We start from the raw sequence: 16766 nt of genomic DNA, 5'->3' as shown, positions 1-16766 counted from the left end.
ATGTGAACGTCGAACGCCATCAATCTTTCCCCTTGGCTCACCCCGGCCAGGTTTCTTCAGACATGTCGAGGGCAGGTCTCCTGACTTGCGGGTCACAGCGCCCCCGGACCTTCCCGGCCTTTCGGCCAGTGGCATTCCCGGGTGAACTCACCGCTCACAGTTGCGGGGACAGTCACGGATTTGCGCCCTTTTGGGTACGTCTCACCGTGTTCCCTTTTAATCCCCTCCAGCGCATGCCTTCGGAGAACCTTCAACGGGGATGGGTGTAATTATATTACGTCGGGACGTCAATGGGGAATTTGCGGTCGAGCGGCAACGCAAACATTGGCGGTCCCTGAACCCGTCGTCATTCCTGTGCCTACACAGGCCTCCAGCCGACGCGCATCTGCGTGCCGGGAGGGTGTGGTGCCCTACCGTGCATCGTCGAAGGGTGCTTCCCCGCGCGCCAGAGATCGCGCTCGCTGATGGAACCCGGGTCAGGTCCGGGGTGACGGCGGAAGAAGGGATTGAGGTGATGCCCTCAAACGGTCCCATCCACAATCACCAGCGGTCGCCCTTGCGTGCAGGCTTCTATCCGGGCGTGGACCTTGTAGACCTCGGCCAGCATCGCCGGCGTGATGACCTCGGCTGTCGGGCCGTCGGCCACCAGATGGCCGTTGGAGACGATCATGGTGTGGTCGCAGTAGCGCATGGCGTGGTTGAGGTCGTGAAGCGCGATCAGCACGGCCATGCCGCTTTTGCGGGCAAGGCGGTGCATATATTCCAGCACCTCGATCTGGCGGAAGAGATCGAGCGCCGAGGTCGGCTCATCCATCAGGAGGATCTTCGGCTTGCGCACCAGCGCCTGGGCAATCGCCACCAGCTGGCGCTGGCCGCCCGACAGGGCACCCAGATCGCGGAAGGCCAGATCGGCAATGCCGAGCGAGGCCAGAATGCCGTCGATTTCGGCCAGTTCATCGTCGCCAACGCGCCAGCTGCCGCCCTGCTTGGCGGCCAGAAGCACGCTTTCGTAAACGGTCAGAACCGCATTCGCGCCGGTATCCTGGGGCATGTAACAGATGGCGTTGGAGGTCGCCTCCGTGCCCGACACATGCACAACGCCATCGCCCGACAACAGGCCTGCAATGCGCTTGAACAATGTCGACTTGCCAGCCGCATTGGGGCCGATGATGGCGGTCAGTGCGCCGCCATGGATGGCACCGGTGGTGATGTCGGAGAAGATCGTGGTGCGGCCATAGCGGGCACCGATCTTTTCGAGGGAGAGGGCTACCATGCGCGCCGCCTGTTGGTGAAGATGAGCGAGAAGAAGAAGGGGACGCCGACCAGAGCCGTGATCACGCCGATCGGCAGGATTGCGCCGGGGATCAGCATTTTCGACACCACCGAGGTGGCCGACAGCATCAATGCGCCGCAGATGGCAGAGCCCGCCATGAAGAAGCGTTGATCCTCGCCGACCACCATGCGGGCGATATGCGGGCCGACCAGGCCGATAAAGCCGATCGTGCCGACAAAGGAGACCGGGATGGCCGCCAGGAGGCTGACCAAAAGCATGGTCTCCAGCCGAAGCCGCTTGACGTTGACGCCGAACGAGGCGGCCTTGTCGTCACCCAGGCGAAGCGCTGTCAGCGCCCAGGCATTGCGGGCAAAGAGCGGCAGAACGACAACGAGGATTGCACCGGTGACCGCAACCTTGCCCCAGGTGGCTTTGGTCAGCGAGCCCATGGTCCAGAACACCACGGCGGCCAGCGCCTGTTCGGATGCCAGATATTCCAGCAGCGACAAAAGCGCGTGGAAGGTGAAGACCAGGGCAATGCCGAGCAGCACGATGGTCTCCACCGTCACCCCGCGCAGTGTCGACACACCGTAGATGAACAGCGATGCCCCCATGGCCATCAGGAAGGCATTGATCGGGATCATGTACTGGGTCGCACTGGGATAGATCGCAACGCCGGTGACAAGACCGAGCGCCGCGCCAAAGCTGGCGGCCGCCGAAATGCCCAGCGTAAACGGGCTTGCCAGCGGATTGGCGAGAATGGTCTGCATCTGCGCACCGGCCAGCGACAGACAGGCACCGACGGTCACCGCCATCATGGCAATCGGCATGCGGATATCCCAGATCACCACCCGCAGCTGCACATCGGCTGTGGAGGGTGAAAACACGGCCGAAAGCACCTGGGCCAGCGAATAACGCGCCGGTCCAAGCGCCATGTCGGCGGCAACGGACACAAGCAGGCAGACAAACAGGATCGCCAGAATGGCGATCTTGCGGCCCGCCAGCGCCCGGTAACGGTTGCCCGTTTCCAGCGGTGTGGCGGTGGCGCTGTCGTGTTCGGTGAGCGCTGCCATCAGTTGCTCTCCGTGGTCAGTGAGACGAAGTAACCGGTCTTGTAGGGCACCGGCAGAAATGTGTCGTGCAGCTCGCGGAAGGTGTCTTCCGGGTCGAGATCGGCAAACAGATCCGGATGGAACCACTTGGCGAATTGCTGTACGGCGACGAAGTCATAGGGCGTGCCATAAAACTGATGCCAGATCGCATGGGCCTTGCCGGCCTTGACTGCGGGAAGGGCATTGAAGGGACGCCGCTCCATCAGCGCCTGCAGCTGCGCGCGTGCGGCATCGAGATCGGCGCCGGGGCCGATGCTGACGAACTTGTTGACATCCGATTGCCGGCTCCAGTTGGCACCGGTCACCACCACGATATCCGGGTTGGAGACAATCAGCTGTTCGGCATTCAGTTCGCCGGAGAACTTGTCGAAGAAATCCGAGCCGATATTGTGACCGCCGCCGAGCGCGATCATCTTGCCGAAATTGACCGGGCCGAAGGTCTGGCAGCACACCTCGTCGCCGACAATGCCGGGGGCGCGCTCGATATAGACCTTGGGCTCGCGCATACCGGGATGCGCGGCCAGAACATCGGCCACGCGGGCCAGTTGCTGGCGGCGATAGGCGATCAGCTCATCGGCTGTCTTCTCGTTGCCGAACAGCTTGCCCAGCACCGAAATGGAGTTTTCCATATTGGCGTCGGGATCGACGCGGAAATCGATATAGACGAGCTTGGCACCCACGGCGGCCAGCTTTTCTTCCAGCCCGCTTTCTTCGGCGGCCTTTTGCGATTCCAGGTTCAGCGTCATCACATCGGGTTTCAGCGCAATCGCCGCTTCCACGCTGAAGGTGCCATTGCCGACATAGCCGAAGCGCGGCAGATCGGCGATCTGCGGAAAGACCTCAAGATAATTGCGGTAGGTGTCGAGATCCTTGGTCATCAGATCGTCGCGCCAGCCGACAATCGTGTCGAAGGCGTGCTTGCCGGCGAGGGCGGAAATAACGCTCACCTGCCGGGCTTCCCCCACGAGAACACGCTTGGCCGGCATGTCGATATCGACAGTGCGGCCTGCGGCATCGGTGATCTGTTCGGCCAGAGCGGGCGTTGCCAGAAGCGCCAAAAGGGCGGCGAGTTTTGCAAGCGTCTTAACGGTCAGCATGGGCATCCTCGAATAAAGAAATCCGGCGACCGAAGCCGCCGGGGTATGGGCTGAAAAAATCGAGCGATCAGGAGCCGCTTTTCAGCGAGGCGAAATAGCCGGGATGGTAGTCGACCGGCAGGAAACGCTCATGCAATTCGCGGAAGGTGGCATCGGGATCGAGATCGGCAAACAGGTCCGGATGCAGCCACTTGGCGATCTGCTGAACGGCCACGAACTGGTAGGGGCTGTTGTAGAACTGGTGCCAGATGGCATGCACATTGCCGTCCTTGACCGCCTTGATGCCGGTAAAGGCAGGCCGTTCCATCAGGGCTGCGAGCTTCTTTTCAGCCGTTGCCGGATCGGCACCGGGACCGACGCCCACCCAATTGCCGCCGGGGACATAAAGCTCCCAGTTGGCTCCGGTGATGATCACCTGATCGGGGTCGGAGGCAATGATCTGCTCCGGGTTGACCGTGCCGAAGGTGCCGGGAATGAAGTCCTTGGCCATGTTGATGCCACCGGCAAGCTCGACCATCTTGCCGAAATTCTCGTTGCCGAAAGACATGCAGCAATCATCCGAATAGCCACCGGCGCGCTCCATGAACACGACGGGCTTCTTGACGTCTGCATGCTTGGCCAGAACGTCGGTCACCCGGGCAATCTGTTCGTCGTGGAATGTCACGAATTCCTCGGCGCGATCTTCCTTGCCGAACAACTGGCCGATAATGCGCATCGACTCATCGGTATGTTCCATCGGCTTTTCGCGGAAGTCGATATAGACGAGCGGAATGCCGACCTTGGCGAGCTTTTCGATATAGCCCGATTCTTCCGTTGCCGCCTTGGCTTCGGTGTTCATGATGATCACATCGGGCTTCAGGGCGACGGCCTGCTCGATGTCGAATGTACCGTCCTTCATGCCGCCGAAGGTCGGGATGTCGGCCATCTCCGGGAACTTCTTCAGATAGATGTTATAGCCGTCGAGATCGGCTTTCTGGAAGTCGTCACGCCAGCCGACCACGCGGCCAAAGGGATTGTCGGTGTCCAGCGCTGCGGTGAAATAGATCTGACGTCCTTCGCCCAGGATGACGCGCTTTACCGGCGTATTGACCTCGACCTTGCGGCCGGCAATATCGGTAATGGTGACCATGTCGGCCAGGGCCAGGCCTGGAACAAGCGCGAGCGAAAGCGTGGCGGCGCGAGCCACCATCTTGAAATGGAACATCAATATTTCTCCTGTGGGAGCTTCGGATTTTGGCGAATTATGATTTTATGACTTTCGCAGTCAAGAAATATCTTTTAGAAACTTTCCAATCTTGCTCATCTTTCGACGGAACGCACCCATGACGACGCACGCGACCCCTTCCGCATCCCTTTCAAATCTCGGCCTTCGCGATGAAATCAAGGCCTATTGGTCCAAGCGTGCCGAAACCTTCGACACCCAGCCGGGACACGAAATTTTCTCGGAAGAGGAACGCCGGGCCTGGCATGCGCTGCTTGAGAAACATCTGGGGCGGGGCGAGGGGCGCGCGGCGCTGGATCTGGCCTGCGGTACGGCGGTTGTCAGTCATTTGCTCGACGATCTGGGCTTCAAGGTCACCGGCATGGACTGGTCCGAACCCATGCTCGATCGCGCGCGCGCCAAGGCGAAGAACCGCGGACGGACGATCCGTTTTTATCTGGGCGATGCCGAAAACACCATGGAACCGGATGAAAGCTATGACGTGATCACCAACCGCCATCTGGTCTGGACCCTCGTCGATCCCTCCGCTGCCTTTCGCGAATGGCACCGGCTTTTGAAATCCGGCGGCAAGCTGCTGGTGGTCGACGGCGATTTCGTCAATCCCGGCCCGGTGGCCAGGATTGCGCGCAAGCTGTCTGAGCTTTTGAAACGCCTGGGCCTTGGCCCCAAATCCGTGGAGAACGGCCCCATGGCGGGCGATATGGCCGCCACCCATGCCTCGATCCTGTCGCGCGTGCATTTCTGCGATGGCGCGCGCGCCGAAGCGGTTATGGCGCTGTTGAATGAGGCAGGTTTCTCAAAGGTCACGCTGGATCGGGACATGCGCGCCATTCACCGCACCCAGCGTCGGAACTTCTCGTTCCTCAAGGGCCTCGAACGCGCCACCCAGCACCGCTACGCCATCTGCGCCGAGAAATAGGTTTCGCTATACCGGCTTGGCGCAGATCATCGTTGCCGGGATCTCGAAGGTCCAGCAAATGCCTTCCGGCAGATATTCGCATTGCGCCGTGCCATGCAGGCTGGAGACGGTCGACTGGATGAGGACGGAGCCAAAGCCTTTCTCATCCGGTTCCTTGGGCGGCGGGCCGCCGGCTTCCTGCCAGGTGATCCGGATCCACTCCTTGCCGTCTTCAGACCGAAAGCCGTGCCAGCGCAAATCCAGCTGACCGTCCGGCGTCGACAGCGCACCGTATTTCATCGCATTGGTGGCAAGCTCGTGCAGCAGCATGCCCACTTCCTTGACGCAGTCGTCATCGACATCGAAATCCTCGCCCTCGGTGTTCAGCCGCGCGCCGGGTTCGAGGAAACTGTCGAGCTGTACGGTAATCAGCTTGGAGAAGGTCGGGCTTGACGCGCGATTGCCGGTCAAAAGATCCAGCGACTGGGCAAAGGACCCCATGCGGCCGGTGATCGATTTGACGAAAGCGTCGCGATCCTGCGTGTGCCTTGCCGTCTGGCGCACCAGTGCCTGCGCCACCAGAATGACATTCTTGGTGCGATGGGCCATTTCCCGCAACACCACCTGCAGGCGCTCTTCCGCCTGGTTGCGGTCGAACGAGGCCTCGGACATGACCCGCGACACCTGGTCGATTTCGGTCACGCCCGTATAGAGCGGCGGCACGATCTCGCCGCGGCCCACGCCCTCGGCGCGTTCGGAGATCAGGCGGATGGCGCTCTGCAGCTTGCGACCGAAGACCATTGCCGACACGATGGACAGCAGGAAGAAGCCGATGCCGGCGAGAATGAGGTAGCGCCATGTCGTGCCAACGGTGCCGATGGCGGTGTTGGACGGTCCCCACACCACGACCTGCCATGGGGTCACGCCGACGCGGGAATAACCCGTCATCATATCGGCAGCGGGAAGCTCTTCGCCCGTCATGCTGGCGGTTTTGGCCTCCTCCAGAAGCTCGGCCGGAAAGGGCTCGCCAGTATCCTTGCCATTGGGCGAAATGACAATGTCATTGTCGCCGTCGATCAGTGCATAGCTCCATTCGGGCGGCAGCGGGCGGTCGCCGATCAGGCTGCCAAGCAAGGGCGCATCCTGCGTCAGGATCAGAGCCAGTTCGTCGTCGCGCACGCCCGGCGCATCGACCATTTTCATGACATTGTAGACGAAGCGTCCGCTGGTGCGGCCTTTGAAGACGTCGGATATATAGGGGCGTCCGGATTTGACGGATTCTTCGATCGATTCCAGATTGCCGGTCAGGCCCAGTTTTTCGCCGTAATCGACGCGGGTGTTGAGCAATTGCTGGCCTTGGCGGTTGACCACCAGCATATACCAGCCGCTGCGCACCAGCGCCGCCTTGGCGCGACTGTGAAAGCGCCCGAAGTCGCGGCTGCGCAGTTCCGGAGAGGTTTCCAGAACCAGAAGCGTCGTCACCATGTCGTGCAACTGGCGGTCCACCAGCCGGGCAATGGCCTCCGCTTCGCCGGTGGTGCGCTGTCTGACCGATTCCAGTTCGCCGCTGCGCAATTCGCCAACGATCAGGACCGAAAAAATGGTAAGCGGCAGCGTGGTCAAAAGCGCCAGGCCGACCATATAGGCACGCACGCCGGCCGTCAGCGAACGCCACCGCACCAGAAGATGGTTCGCAAACCGCATCACCGCTCAAACCATCCAAACTGCATTCATGCCCCAATCGTTACAGCCAAGAACGAGCAGCGAAAAGAGAGAATCGCGGCTCATGCAAAAAAATAAGGCTAATCGATTAGAAGGGCAGTGCGGCAGAAATCAGTCAGGGGGCGGAGGGGTGAATCCGGTTCTGTGTCTAGTTGCCGACCTTCTTGTTTCCGGCAGCACAGACCACGCGCACATCATATACATAGCTGTCGCGCTGGTGGTCGGTATTGTTCATGTTCCAGCCTTTGGCAGCCTTGTTCTTGCGTGAAGCCACCGCGTCGAGCTCGAAATAGGCGCGCGCCACCGCCTCTTGTGGTTGGCTGAGCACCTGCTGTTTGGTCATGCCCTCACTCATCAGCTTCTGCAGTTTCTGGTCGCACTTGGTCTTGGGGTTGGAGCCAAACCACTGAATCTTGCCCATGGGAATGACCGGATTGAAGTTGATGGAGACCGTGCGTTTGCTGCCTGAGCCGATGTCTCGATTCGTGAATATCTGATGCCAGTAACCGCCGTCGTGCTCGAAATACCGCACGGGATCGACGACACCCAGTTTCATGGCAACGATACGCTCGCCGCTGGTCGCGCGGGCATAAAGACTGAACATGAACGTGTGGCTTTTGGACTTGATGCTGGTGTAACCGCCCATTTTTGCCGAAACTTCAATTGGCGCGTGATCTATTCCGTCCTTTTTGACTTCGACTTTCTCGAGCCAATCCTTGGCGAATGCCTGGCATGGTGGCATGAGCCCGGTCGCCAGAAGGGCCGCGGCCAGAACGAGGGGGGATGTGATTCTGTTTCTGTGCATGTTGTTCCCTTTCGGTTTCTATTGGGCTGCGCGTTGAATCATGATGCGACCGGATGCTGGCTGAGCTGCCATTTCGTCTGGCCTTCACCAAAAGATATGCCCGCAGCACCTGTCCGCGCGGCAGGGCGTGCTGCGAAATGACCGTACAAGATGGCCACGAAGGGCATCCGGCCTGTTCTCGCGCCGCTCTTTTTCGAAGGGGCAGGCTCAACTGCACGATAGGTCGAAGGCTTCGTGCGATGTTCTGACACGGTGATGCCCAAAACGGTCAGAAACCACCCGATATCAAACTGGAGCGATACGTATCCATCGCGGCGCCATGACGGTCTTCGTCGAGCAGCGTGCCGCTGCCAAAGCTGATACGCAGGCCTGCCGTTATTCTTTGAAAGTCTTGATCGTTACCGCCGGCAGATATGTTTTCATAGTGATAGCGGGCAAACACGGTATAGGGAGTATCGTCAAATCGATAATTTGCCTGGGCCGCGGCGTAAAACACGTCGATCGGGAGTGGATCGTAGTCGCGATAGGCGATCTCCGTGTCGAAGCGTAAATTGGGCGTGGCGAAATAACGGGCAACGCCGCGCGCGCCCAGGAAGTCGACGGAATTGCCTTGTATGTCGAACTGCCCATATTCGGCCTGTCCGAAGAGTGTGACCTGATCGAGGTAGACCTGGAATTGCGGGCCGCCTGAATATACCGTCCAGTCGACTGTCTCGATGTCGGTCCTGTTGACGGAAACAAAGATGCCGGCGGCAAAAGAGGACGGGTCGCGCCAGAACAGATGCGCGGTGCCGCCATATTGGGTATAGCCTGCTCCATCGGCGGCAAGGCGATCGACGACAAAGTCGCCCTGAACGTTCCAGTTGCCCTCGATGTTACAATTGGCGCGGGTGGCACCCCCATAGGTGTGAACGTCACCAAGGTTGCCGATATTGAACGAATAGAGTCTGCCGATATAGGCTTCGGCATGGCCAGAGCAGGCATTGTGCGTGACTGTCGGTTCCGTATCGGCAGCGAAAGCGGTTGTGGCCAGCATCGAGAAAGCCGCACTGAGAATGTATCTTGTCATGGGTCGTCTTGCCTCTTGCTTGCCTGCGCAGAACTTCTGTTGCGCTTGAAATCTCGAAAATCGCTTTGAAATGCCTCGGGTCTTTGCCGTGACACGGCTGGATCCAGGGATCGGATGCGTCGATGGCATCCGCCAAATCGCGCGCTGTTTTGCGCGAAACTTGCGAATGTATTCAGATTTCTAGGAGACCCTGATCGAGCTGACCACAGGATAACGCATGTCAAAAATGACAAATGCATAGCAAAAACGGAACAATTGTTACCGTACGTAGGGTTTTTGCTTTATATTGAATTGATTGGTTGTTCATTATTACTTGTTTTATTCGTCAGGCGGTGCATTTTGATAGAGTGGTTACAGGAACCGCCGGCCGCTGTGTGGATGAGCAACAACAAGACGGTGACTGTCGAGACAGTCGCGATGACGGTGACCGCCCGTTTGGGACAATTCTCCGACAGCAAGATGTTCTGGGTCGATGGCAGCGTCGATGTGCGCCAACCCTGCGTGATGGAGCCGAGGATGCCGACGGAAGTCGTGCAGCCCCTGATTTTCATTCCGCTGACATTCCAGGGGCAGGGGCGCATCATTATTCCGGACCTCGGTCCCGAGCCCTATGATGCCAGTCGAGCGCCCCGGGCCTTGCGGTTGGTGCCGGGGGCACCGCTCTACGATTTTTCCGAGCCGACGCTGAACCGGTCTTTCGTTCCATTCGTTGCGGTCCAGACAATGGCAAACTGGTTTGGTGGACGTTTGCCCAAGGCGATGCTGCCGTTTACGGCAGATACGATCGACAAGAGCTTGCAGGCGCCCATCCTCAACGCGAGCCTCATGCACATGCTCGCCCTGCAGGTGGATAAATACGAAGACCCTATGCGGTCATTGGCCTTCGAGAGCCTGGCGATCCAGATGGTCACCCTGTTCCTGCACGAGCTTTGTGGCGCAGACGCGCAATATAGCAGCGTTACCTCGAATGAAGTCAGGTGCGCGAAGGAGGCGCATGAGCGTCTTTTGCAGAATCTTCAACTGCCGCCGACAACAACGGAACTGGCCGAAACGGCTGGCATGAGCGAACGTCGACTGGATCATGTGTTTCAGGAACTCTTCGGCGCCAGCATTTTCAGGACGCTGGGCAATGCCCGCCTCGATCATGCCTACCAGGCGCTGCAGACCAGCCAGATTTCCGTCAAGGAGCTGTCCTTCCGCTTGGGCTACAAGCATGCCTCCAGTTTCAGCCGCGCCTTCTATCTGCGCTTTGGCAAATATCCAGCGCAGATCAGGGCAGTCTGAAGCGCGCTCTTGGGCAAGCCCGCATATCTTTAACGCCCGATACGCTCATCGCCAGACCGGGGCGGACGCGACAGAAACACTCAGGCGCCGTCCGAGAGCCAGCGGTGCCAGTCGTCCACGCTGCCGTTGAAGACATTGAGGTCGATGCGTTCGTCGACGCCCTGCGACAGGCCGGAACCGGAATATTGCCACAGCACCCAGCGCCGGTCGGGATAGACCTTGGAGGGGTGGGCGGCCACCGAGCGCAGCCAGAAGGGGTGGCTCTTGAACGCCCCCTGGAGATTGTCGGCGTAGAAATCGGGCGAGGTGTAGATCACCGGACGCTTGCCGTAATGGCGCTCCAGCCGGTCCATGAACACCCGCATCTTTTCCAGAACCGTGGCGCGGTCCGGCCGCTTCTTGCAGCTCGACTGGTGGTTCCATTCCACATCGATCACCGGCGGCAGGGCATTGGCCTCGCGCGGCACGTTCTGGATGAACCAGTCGGCCTGCGAGCTTGCCGTGCGGCACCAGTAGAAGAAGTGATAGGCCCCGTGGCGCACGCCGGCGTCCTTGGCACCGCGCCAGTTGGTCTTGAACATCGGATCGAGATGATCGCCGCCATCGGTGGCCTTGATATAGACGAAATTGGCACCCTGGCGGCGCAGCGTATGCCAGTCGATATCGCCCTGCCAGCGCGATACATCGACCCCGTGCACGGCAAGCTTGGAGGGCGACTTCTTGCCGAAATTGATCGGCTTGGCATCGCGGAAACGCTGGCTGTAGACCTTGGGCCGGCCAAGCGAGCGACCCTCGGGCCGCTCCAGCGGAACGGCAATCGCGCCCGGTGCGATCGCAGCCTCGAACACCTGGACATCCGCCCCCGAGCCGGCAAAGGCAAGCTCGGTTGGATGCGGTGCGTCTTCGACCGATGGGCTCTCACCGCTTGCCGCAAGCCGCTCGCCTGTCTGCAAAGCTCCGGCAACCGGTGCCGAGGGAATGGGAGCGGACGGCGAAATCGACCCGGTGGTCTCCCTGGACGTGACGGAAAGCACCGATTCCGGACCGGCGCTGGAGGTGCAGCCGGACAGGAACACAAGGGCTATAACAGCCGTGATGACAGAAGAACGCATCGTTTCCCTAACGCAGTACAGGCCGCACCCCGACGGGCCGCCGGTCGGCGCGGAAAAGGAAATTCCTAACAAGACATTACCGGTAAAAGATAAATAGAATTTTAACGAAGGCAGAAAGGGCCGCTCGTTTGCCGCCCCGATGCAGGGGGAGGCGGGAGGGAAAAGAAATGCCGAGGCAGACCGCCAGTTCGATGATCGGAAACGGCTCCCCGACCGCCACGGACCGGCCACAAAAAAGCCCCCGCCAGCGAAAACCGGCGGGGGCTTGGGTGTCTGTGTCTATTCACGCCTTCAGCGCAGCGACAATGGCATCCGGGGTGATCGGCAGGTGGCGCATTCTGACGCCGACGGCCTCGAAGATGGCGTTGCCGATGGCGGGCGCGATTGGCGTGGTGCCGGGTTCGCCAAGTCCGACGGGGGCTTCCTTGCTATCGACCAGTTCGACGGTCAGGTCAGGCGTGTCGATCATGCGAAGCGGGGTATAGGCGTCCAGATTGCGATCGCGCACATTGCCGTCTTCGAATTCGGTGCCTTCGTAAAGCGCCATCGAAAGGCCCCAGAGCGCAGCACCCTCGCACTGCGCCTTTGCACCATCCGGATCGACCGCAATGCCGCAATCCACCACGAGCCAGATCTTCTGCACATCCACATGGCCGGTCTTACGGTCCACATGCAGCTTGACGGCGGCCGCCACCCAGGTGGGCATGGATCGCGACTGGCCATAGGTGGTGGCAATGCCGATGGCGGTATCGGCCTCGAGCTCGGTCTTGCCATAGCCGGAAAGCTCGGCCACCCGCGACAATACATTCGCCTGACGCGATGCGCCGCCAACGGCAACTGGCGCGGAGCCGGCATTGCGGCCTTCCGCTTTCAGGTGATCGAGACGGAATTGCACCGGGTCCTTGCCCGCTTGCAGTGCGGCCTCATGCATGAAGCTTTCCAGACCCCAGTTGACCCAGCCGGGTGAAACCGAACGCAGCCAGCCGGGCCGGAATGTGGCTTCGGCCAGATCGTTGGAAATGATGCGCGCGCGCTGGGCACCCACGTCATACCAGTGATCGGCACCGTCGCTGGCGAAAGGATCGTAAGGCTCGCCATTGACACCCTTGGGCATGAAGCCCGGGATCATGACCTTGGTTGGCCAGCCCGATGCCCAGGCGGAATCCATGGCGATCACAGTCTTGTTCTCGTCATAGGCCATCCGCAGCTTTTGCACCGAGGGCGAACGTGGGCTGTCGAAGATGGCGTCGTCCGGTCTGGTCATCACCATCTTGACCGGCTTGCCACCCAGCGCCTTGGAGGCCAGCGCCACCGGCACGGCATAGTCGCCATTGAGCCTGCGGCCAAAGCCACCGCCCAGAAGATAGGTGCGCATGACCACGCCGTTTTCATCGACGCCCAGTGCCTTTTGCAACCAGGGCAGAACGAGCGACTGCCACTGGTTGCCTGTATGGATTTCCCAGATGCCGTCTTCATTCTGGAAAGCCAGAGCATTGAGCGGTTCCAGCTGGAAATGCAGCACCGTGGAGGTGGTATATTCCGATTCCAGCGTCTCGGCGGCTTTGGCAAAGACCGGATCGACATCGTGGTTGCCGGTGTCGAGCAGCGAACCGACACTCTCATCGGCAATCAGCTTGCGGGCATGGTCCTGGATCTCGGCCTCGCTCACCTTGGCGGTCTTGCCGACGCTCCATTCCACCTTGATTTTGTCGGCAGCCTTTTGCGCTGCCCAATGGCTGTCGGCAATCACCATGGCCCAGCCCTGCGTGGTGCCGGAGGGATCGTCGATCTTGATGGTCTGGCTATAGCCCTTGACCGATTTTGCATCGCTGTCGTCGATGCTGGTGATTTCGGAGCCATAGCGGGTCGGCGGCATGATCGGCATGGCATGCACCATGCCATCGACCTTGGCATCGATGCCGAAGATTGCCTGACCGGTGGTCTTGCCGGCAATGTCGAGTGCCTTGACCTGTTTGCCGACCATGGTCAGTTCGGACACCGGCTTGAGTGGCAGGGCCTTCAGCTCGTCCTCGCTGAACGAACGGCTGATGCCGTCGCCCACCAGTTCGCCAAAGCCTGCCGTCTTGCCGCCACCGGAGACAATGCCGTTGGAGACAGTGATCTCGGAGACGTCGATGCCCCACATCTGCGCTGCCTTTTCGCTGAGCGCCACACGCCCGGCGGCACCCGCCTGACGGTAGATCGGCCAGCTCTGCGACACCGACCAACTGCCGCCGGTGACCATCAGGCCCCATTTGGCAGCGGAATCGACGTGGTCGATATGCACATCGTCCCAGTTGGCACCGAGCTCGTCGGCCAGGATGCGGGCAATCGCGGTGCCGACATGCTGGCCCATTTCGGCGCGGATGATGTTGACATTGACGCGGCCTTCGCTGTCGATCCAGTACCAGATCGCCGGCTCATAGCGCGCTCCAACGGCCTCGATGGGGGAGCCGTCGGCAGCCTCCGGGTTCATCGCGGCAGCGCCCATGCGGGGAAAGCCGAACAGTGCTCCGGTTGCGCACATGGACACCAGGAAGCCACGGCGGCTGAGCTCGACGCTGTCGCGCTTGCGAAAGGCAACTCTTGGATCATCAGCCATTGGACATGTCTCCTCTCATGGCCGCTGCGGCTTCGCGCACGGCGGCGCGAATGCGCACATAGGTCATGCAACGACAGAGATTGCCGGTCATCACGGCATCGATATCGTCGTCGCTGGGGTCGGGAATATCCTTCAGGAAGGCCGCCGCCTGCATGATCTGGCCGGACTGGCAGTAACCGCATTGCGGCACAGCCAGATCGCGCCAGACCTGCTGGATCGGGTGATTGCCGTTTTCGTCCAGTCCCTCGATTGTGGTGATCTCGGTGCCGGCGACATCCTGAACGGCAGTGATGCAGGAGCGTGTTGCCCGTCCCCCCACATGCACGGTGCAGGCACCGCACATGCCGATGCCGCATCCGAATTTGGTGCCGGTCAGTCCGGCCTCGTCACGGATGACCCACAAAAGCGGTGTATCCGGCTCGGCCTCGACCTGCACTTGACGTCCGTTGATTGTGAACTCGATCATGGTCATGTCCTTGTCAGTGGGTCTCGGCCTGGGCACGGATATCGGCGACCTTCTTTGGAAGGTCGTTCCATGCGGGCAGATCGGCGCGCTTGTCGCGCAGGTAAGCGGCAATCGCCGCCACTTCGTCATCGGAAAGTGCCGTTCGGAAGGCCGGCATCACAACACCCTTTGTGCCGTTTTCCGCGCTCACGCCATCCAGCATGACATGGATCAGGTTGTCGGGCTGGTCGAGACGCGTTGCCGAATTGATGGCGAGATCGGGACGCCCTTCCTGCACGCTTTCGGCATTGTAATGGCAGGCGGCACAGGCGGTGGCATAGAGCCGCTCGCCCAGATCCTTGCGATAGGTCGGGTCGGGACGACCGGCCTCCAGGCTTGCCTTGACCACCGGATTGTCAGCCGGATCGGTATCCGGGTTTCCAGCCACATCGGCGAGATAGGTGCCGATGGCTTTGAGGTCGCTGTCTGGCAGTTCGCGCAGACCCGCATGGACGACCGGACCCATGGGGCCGGCAGCAATGCCGTGATAGGTTCCGGCACCGGTTTCAAGGTATTTCGTATATTCAGATGCGGTCCAGCCGACGGCGGATGGATTGGCCGAGGTCAGCGCTGGCGCAATCCAGTTGTCGATGGCAGCACCGGCATATTGCTCGCTTGCGATTTCCGCGCCAACGGCATTGCGTGGCGTGTGGCAGGCGCCGCAATGGGCAATTCCTTCGGCGAGATAGGCGCCGCGGTTCCATTCATCCGACTTCGCCGTATCCGGCTGATAGCGTCCGAAATCGACAAACAGCAGTTTCCAGCCAGCCTGCAGGACGCGGATATTGAGCGGGAAGGGTATGCTGTTCTCCTTGGTCGCCTCGTTGACCGGCTTCACCTCGCTCATCAGATAGGCATAGATCGCGTCGACATCGTCGTCGCCCATCTTGGTGAAGTGATCGTAGGGGAAGGCCGGGAAGAGATGGGAACCGTTGCGGTCCACACCCTCATGCATGGAGCGACGGAAGGCCTCCGGCGACCAGCTGCCGATACCGGTATCGGCATCGGGTGTAATATTGGATGCGTAGATCGTGCCAAAACCGGTCGCGATAGGGTAATTTCCGGCAAAGGGTTCACCACCCTTTGCCGTATGACAGTTGGCACAATAGCCGGCTGCCGTCAGCACGCGCCCCTTTTCGATCGTGGCAGCGTCGAAGCTCGGGCGCTCGCTGGCACTCATGGCGGGTATGGCGCCGTGATAGGCATAGATGCCGAAGCCGGCAACGGCGACGACCCCTACGGCGACAACGGTCAGGAAGACGGATTTTATGGATGGCAAGGATCTGGTCCCCAGCTTGCTATGAAATAACGTAATCATAGAAGGATAGAGCAGATGGGGAGTGTATCAATACGTCCTAAAAAAGATATTTATTAAACCGTTGCGCGCGGACGACTGCGAGTGAGTGTTTCAACGGTAAAAAGCCGGCCTCGCGACCAGCTTTTTACCATTCATTGGAAGGGATATGCGCAAGCCTGCGTTTGCCGGCCAGGCCTTAGAATTCCTGCCAGCCGGCGTCTCCGCCACCGCCACCGCCGCCGCCGGACAGGGAGATGGTGGAGGAAAACAGTTCTTCCAGATTGAGGAAGCAGATCATCGCGCCTTGATGCGACAGGATGCCTTCGGCGAATTTGGCCGACTGGATCGCGGTCTGCGGCACCGGCTGCAGGCTTTCGGCCGGCACGGTCAGGATATCCGACACGCCTTCGACCAGCAGGCCGAGCGTCATGTTGTTGACATCGGTGACGATGATGGCGCTGCGCTCCGACGCCACGGTGCCGGCCATGCCGAGCTTGACCGCCAGATCGATGATCGGGATCACGGTTCCGCGCAGATTGACCACGCCCAGCACCTCGTAAGGTGCATGGGGGAGCGGGGTCACGGGCGTCCATCCGCGAATTTCCCGGATCGAGCGGGTCTTCACGCAGAACGACTGATCGTTGAGCTTGAAGGCGATAAGCTCCAGTGAATCGGATGTGGTGGCCAGTTTTACGTTCACGCAAGGATCCCCGCGACAATGATGAGCAACCCTCGCGTTTTACCGATCAAAGCTGGCGCAAGGCTTAT

General features: G+C 60.3%; 14 protein-coding genes and 1 riboswitch. Of the genes, 2 read left to right on the top strand and 12 right to left on the bottom strand.

Going from position 1 to position 16766, the window contains the following annotated elements; genetic code table 11:
- Window positions 1–53 precede the first annotated feature (53 nt).
- A riboswitch (cobalamin riboswitch) is annotated at window positions 54–267 on the bottom strand.
- Window positions 268–520: 253 nt separating this feature from the next.
- The 4 genes from ACQQ2Q_RS02325 to ACQQ2Q_RS02310 all read right to left on the bottom strand — a co-directional run bounded on the left by ACQQ2Q_RS02325 (window position 521) and on the right by ACQQ2Q_RS02310 (window position 4686).
- Window positions 521–1273, bottom strand: a complete 753-nt coding sequence (locus ACQQ2Q_RS02325; RefSeq protein WP_428185408.1) for an ABC transporter ATP-binding protein — start codon at window positions 1271–1273, stop codon at window positions 521–523.
- The gene (locus tag ACQQ2Q_RS02320; RefSeq protein WP_428185407.1) at window positions 1267–2346 is read right to left on the bottom strand and encodes a FecCD family ABC transporter permease; all 1080 of its coding nucleotides are present in this window, start codon (window positions 2344–2346) and stop codon (window positions 1267–1269) included. The genes ACQQ2Q_RS02325 and ACQQ2Q_RS02320 overlap by 7 nt, the downstream gene beginning before the upstream one ends.
- Window positions 2346–3488, bottom strand: a complete 1143-nt coding sequence (locus ACQQ2Q_RS02315; protein WP_428185406.1) for an ABC transporter substrate-binding protein — start codon at window positions 3486–3488, stop codon at window positions 2346–2348. Before ACQQ2Q_RS02315 ends, ACQQ2Q_RS02320 begins: the two co-directional genes overlap by 1 nt.
- 61 nt (window positions 3489–3549) lie before the next feature.
- Window positions 3550–4686 (bottom strand): ABC transporter substrate-binding protein, encoded by a 1137-nt coding sequence (locus tag ACQQ2Q_RS02310; RefSeq protein ID WP_428185405.1) that lies wholly within the window; start codon window positions 4684–4686, stop codon window positions 3550–3552.
- Between the two features lie 118 nt (window positions 4687–4804).
- Here ACQQ2Q_RS02310 and ACQQ2Q_RS02305 point away from each other — a divergent pair, with 118 nt between their 5' ends.
- Window positions 4805–5623: a class I SAM-dependent methyltransferase gene (locus ACQQ2Q_RS02305; RefSeq protein WP_428185404.1), complete on the top strand. Its 819-nt coding sequence runs from the start codon at window positions 4805–4807 to the stop codon at window positions 5621–5623.
- Window positions 5624–5629: 6 nt separating this feature from the next.
- Here ACQQ2Q_RS02305 and ACQQ2Q_RS02300 read toward each other — a convergent pair whose 3' ends face one another.
- The 3 genes from ACQQ2Q_RS02300 to ACQQ2Q_RS02290 all read right to left on the bottom strand — a co-directional run bounded on the left by ACQQ2Q_RS02300 (window position 5630) and on the right by ACQQ2Q_RS02290 (window position 9198).
- Window positions 5630–7306 carry a sensor histidine kinase gene (locus ACQQ2Q_RS02300; RefSeq protein WP_428186461.1) on the bottom strand — a complete coding sequence of 559 codons (1677 nt, stop codon included), beginning with the start codon at window positions 7304–7306 and terminating at the stop codon, window positions 5630–5632.
- 166 nt (window positions 7307–7472) lie between these two features.
- Window positions 7473–8129, bottom strand: coding sequence for a hypothetical protein (locus ACQQ2Q_RS02295; protein WP_428185403.1), 657 nt, complete (start codon window positions 8127–8129; stop codon window positions 7473–7475).
- A gap of 268 nt (window positions 8130–8397) precedes the next feature.
- A complete protein-coding gene (locus ACQQ2Q_RS02290; protein WP_428185402.1) occupies window positions 8398–9198 on the bottom strand; it encodes a hypothetical protein in 801 nt (266 codons plus the stop codon).
- Window positions 9199–9576: 378 nt separating this feature from the next.
- Here ACQQ2Q_RS02290 and ACQQ2Q_RS02285 point away from each other — a divergent pair, with 378 nt between their 5' ends.
- The gene (locus ACQQ2Q_RS02285) at window positions 9577–10482 is read left to right on the top strand and encodes a helix-turn-helix transcriptional regulator (RefSeq protein ID WP_428185401.1); all 906 of its coding nucleotides are present in this window, start codon (window positions 9577–9579) and stop codon (window positions 10480–10482) included.
- An 80-nt stretch (window positions 10483–10562) separates the two neighbouring features.
- Here ACQQ2Q_RS02285 and ACQQ2Q_RS02280 read toward each other — a convergent pair whose 3' ends face one another.
- The 5 genes from ACQQ2Q_RS02280 to ACQQ2Q_RS02260 all read right to left on the bottom strand — a co-directional run bounded on the left by ACQQ2Q_RS02280 (window position 10563) and on the right by ACQQ2Q_RS02260 (window position 16698).
- Complete coding sequence (locus ACQQ2Q_RS02280) at window positions 10563–11594, bottom strand: glycoside hydrolase family 25 protein (protein WP_428185400.1); 1032 nt, start codon at window positions 11592–11594, stop codon at window positions 10563–10565.
- A 283-nt stretch (window positions 11595–11877) separates the two neighbouring features.
- Window positions 11878–14196: a molybdopterin cofactor-binding domain-containing protein gene (locus ACQQ2Q_RS02275; protein ID WP_428185399.1), complete on the bottom strand. Its 2319-nt coding sequence runs from the start codon at window positions 14194–14196 to the stop codon at window positions 11878–11880.
- Complete coding sequence (locus ACQQ2Q_RS02270; protein ID WP_428185398.1) at window positions 14189–14662, bottom strand: (2Fe-2S)-binding protein; 474 nt, start codon at window positions 14660–14662, stop codon at window positions 14189–14191. The genes ACQQ2Q_RS02275 and ACQQ2Q_RS02270 overlap by 8 nt, the downstream gene beginning before the upstream one ends.
- A gap of 13 nt (window positions 14663–14675) precedes the next feature.
- Window positions 14676–15980, bottom strand: coding sequence for a cytochrome c (locus ACQQ2Q_RS02265; RefSeq protein WP_428185397.1), 1305 nt, complete (start codon window positions 15978–15980; stop codon window positions 14676–14678).
- A gap of 214 nt (window positions 15981–16194) precedes the next feature.
- Complete coding sequence (locus ACQQ2Q_RS02260) at window positions 16195–16698, bottom strand: chemotaxis protein CheW (RefSeq protein ID WP_428185396.1); 504 nt, start codon at window positions 16696–16698, stop codon at window positions 16195–16197.
- Between the last annotated feature and the right edge of the window lie 68 nt (window positions 16699–16766).

The organism is Agrobacterium sp. ES01 (assembly GCF_050320885.1).
Taxonomy (GTDB): domain Bacteria; phylum Pseudomonadota; class Alphaproteobacteria; order Rhizobiales; family Rhizobiaceae; genus Allorhizobium.
This window is presented reverse-complemented; position numbering and strand designations above follow the sequence as displayed.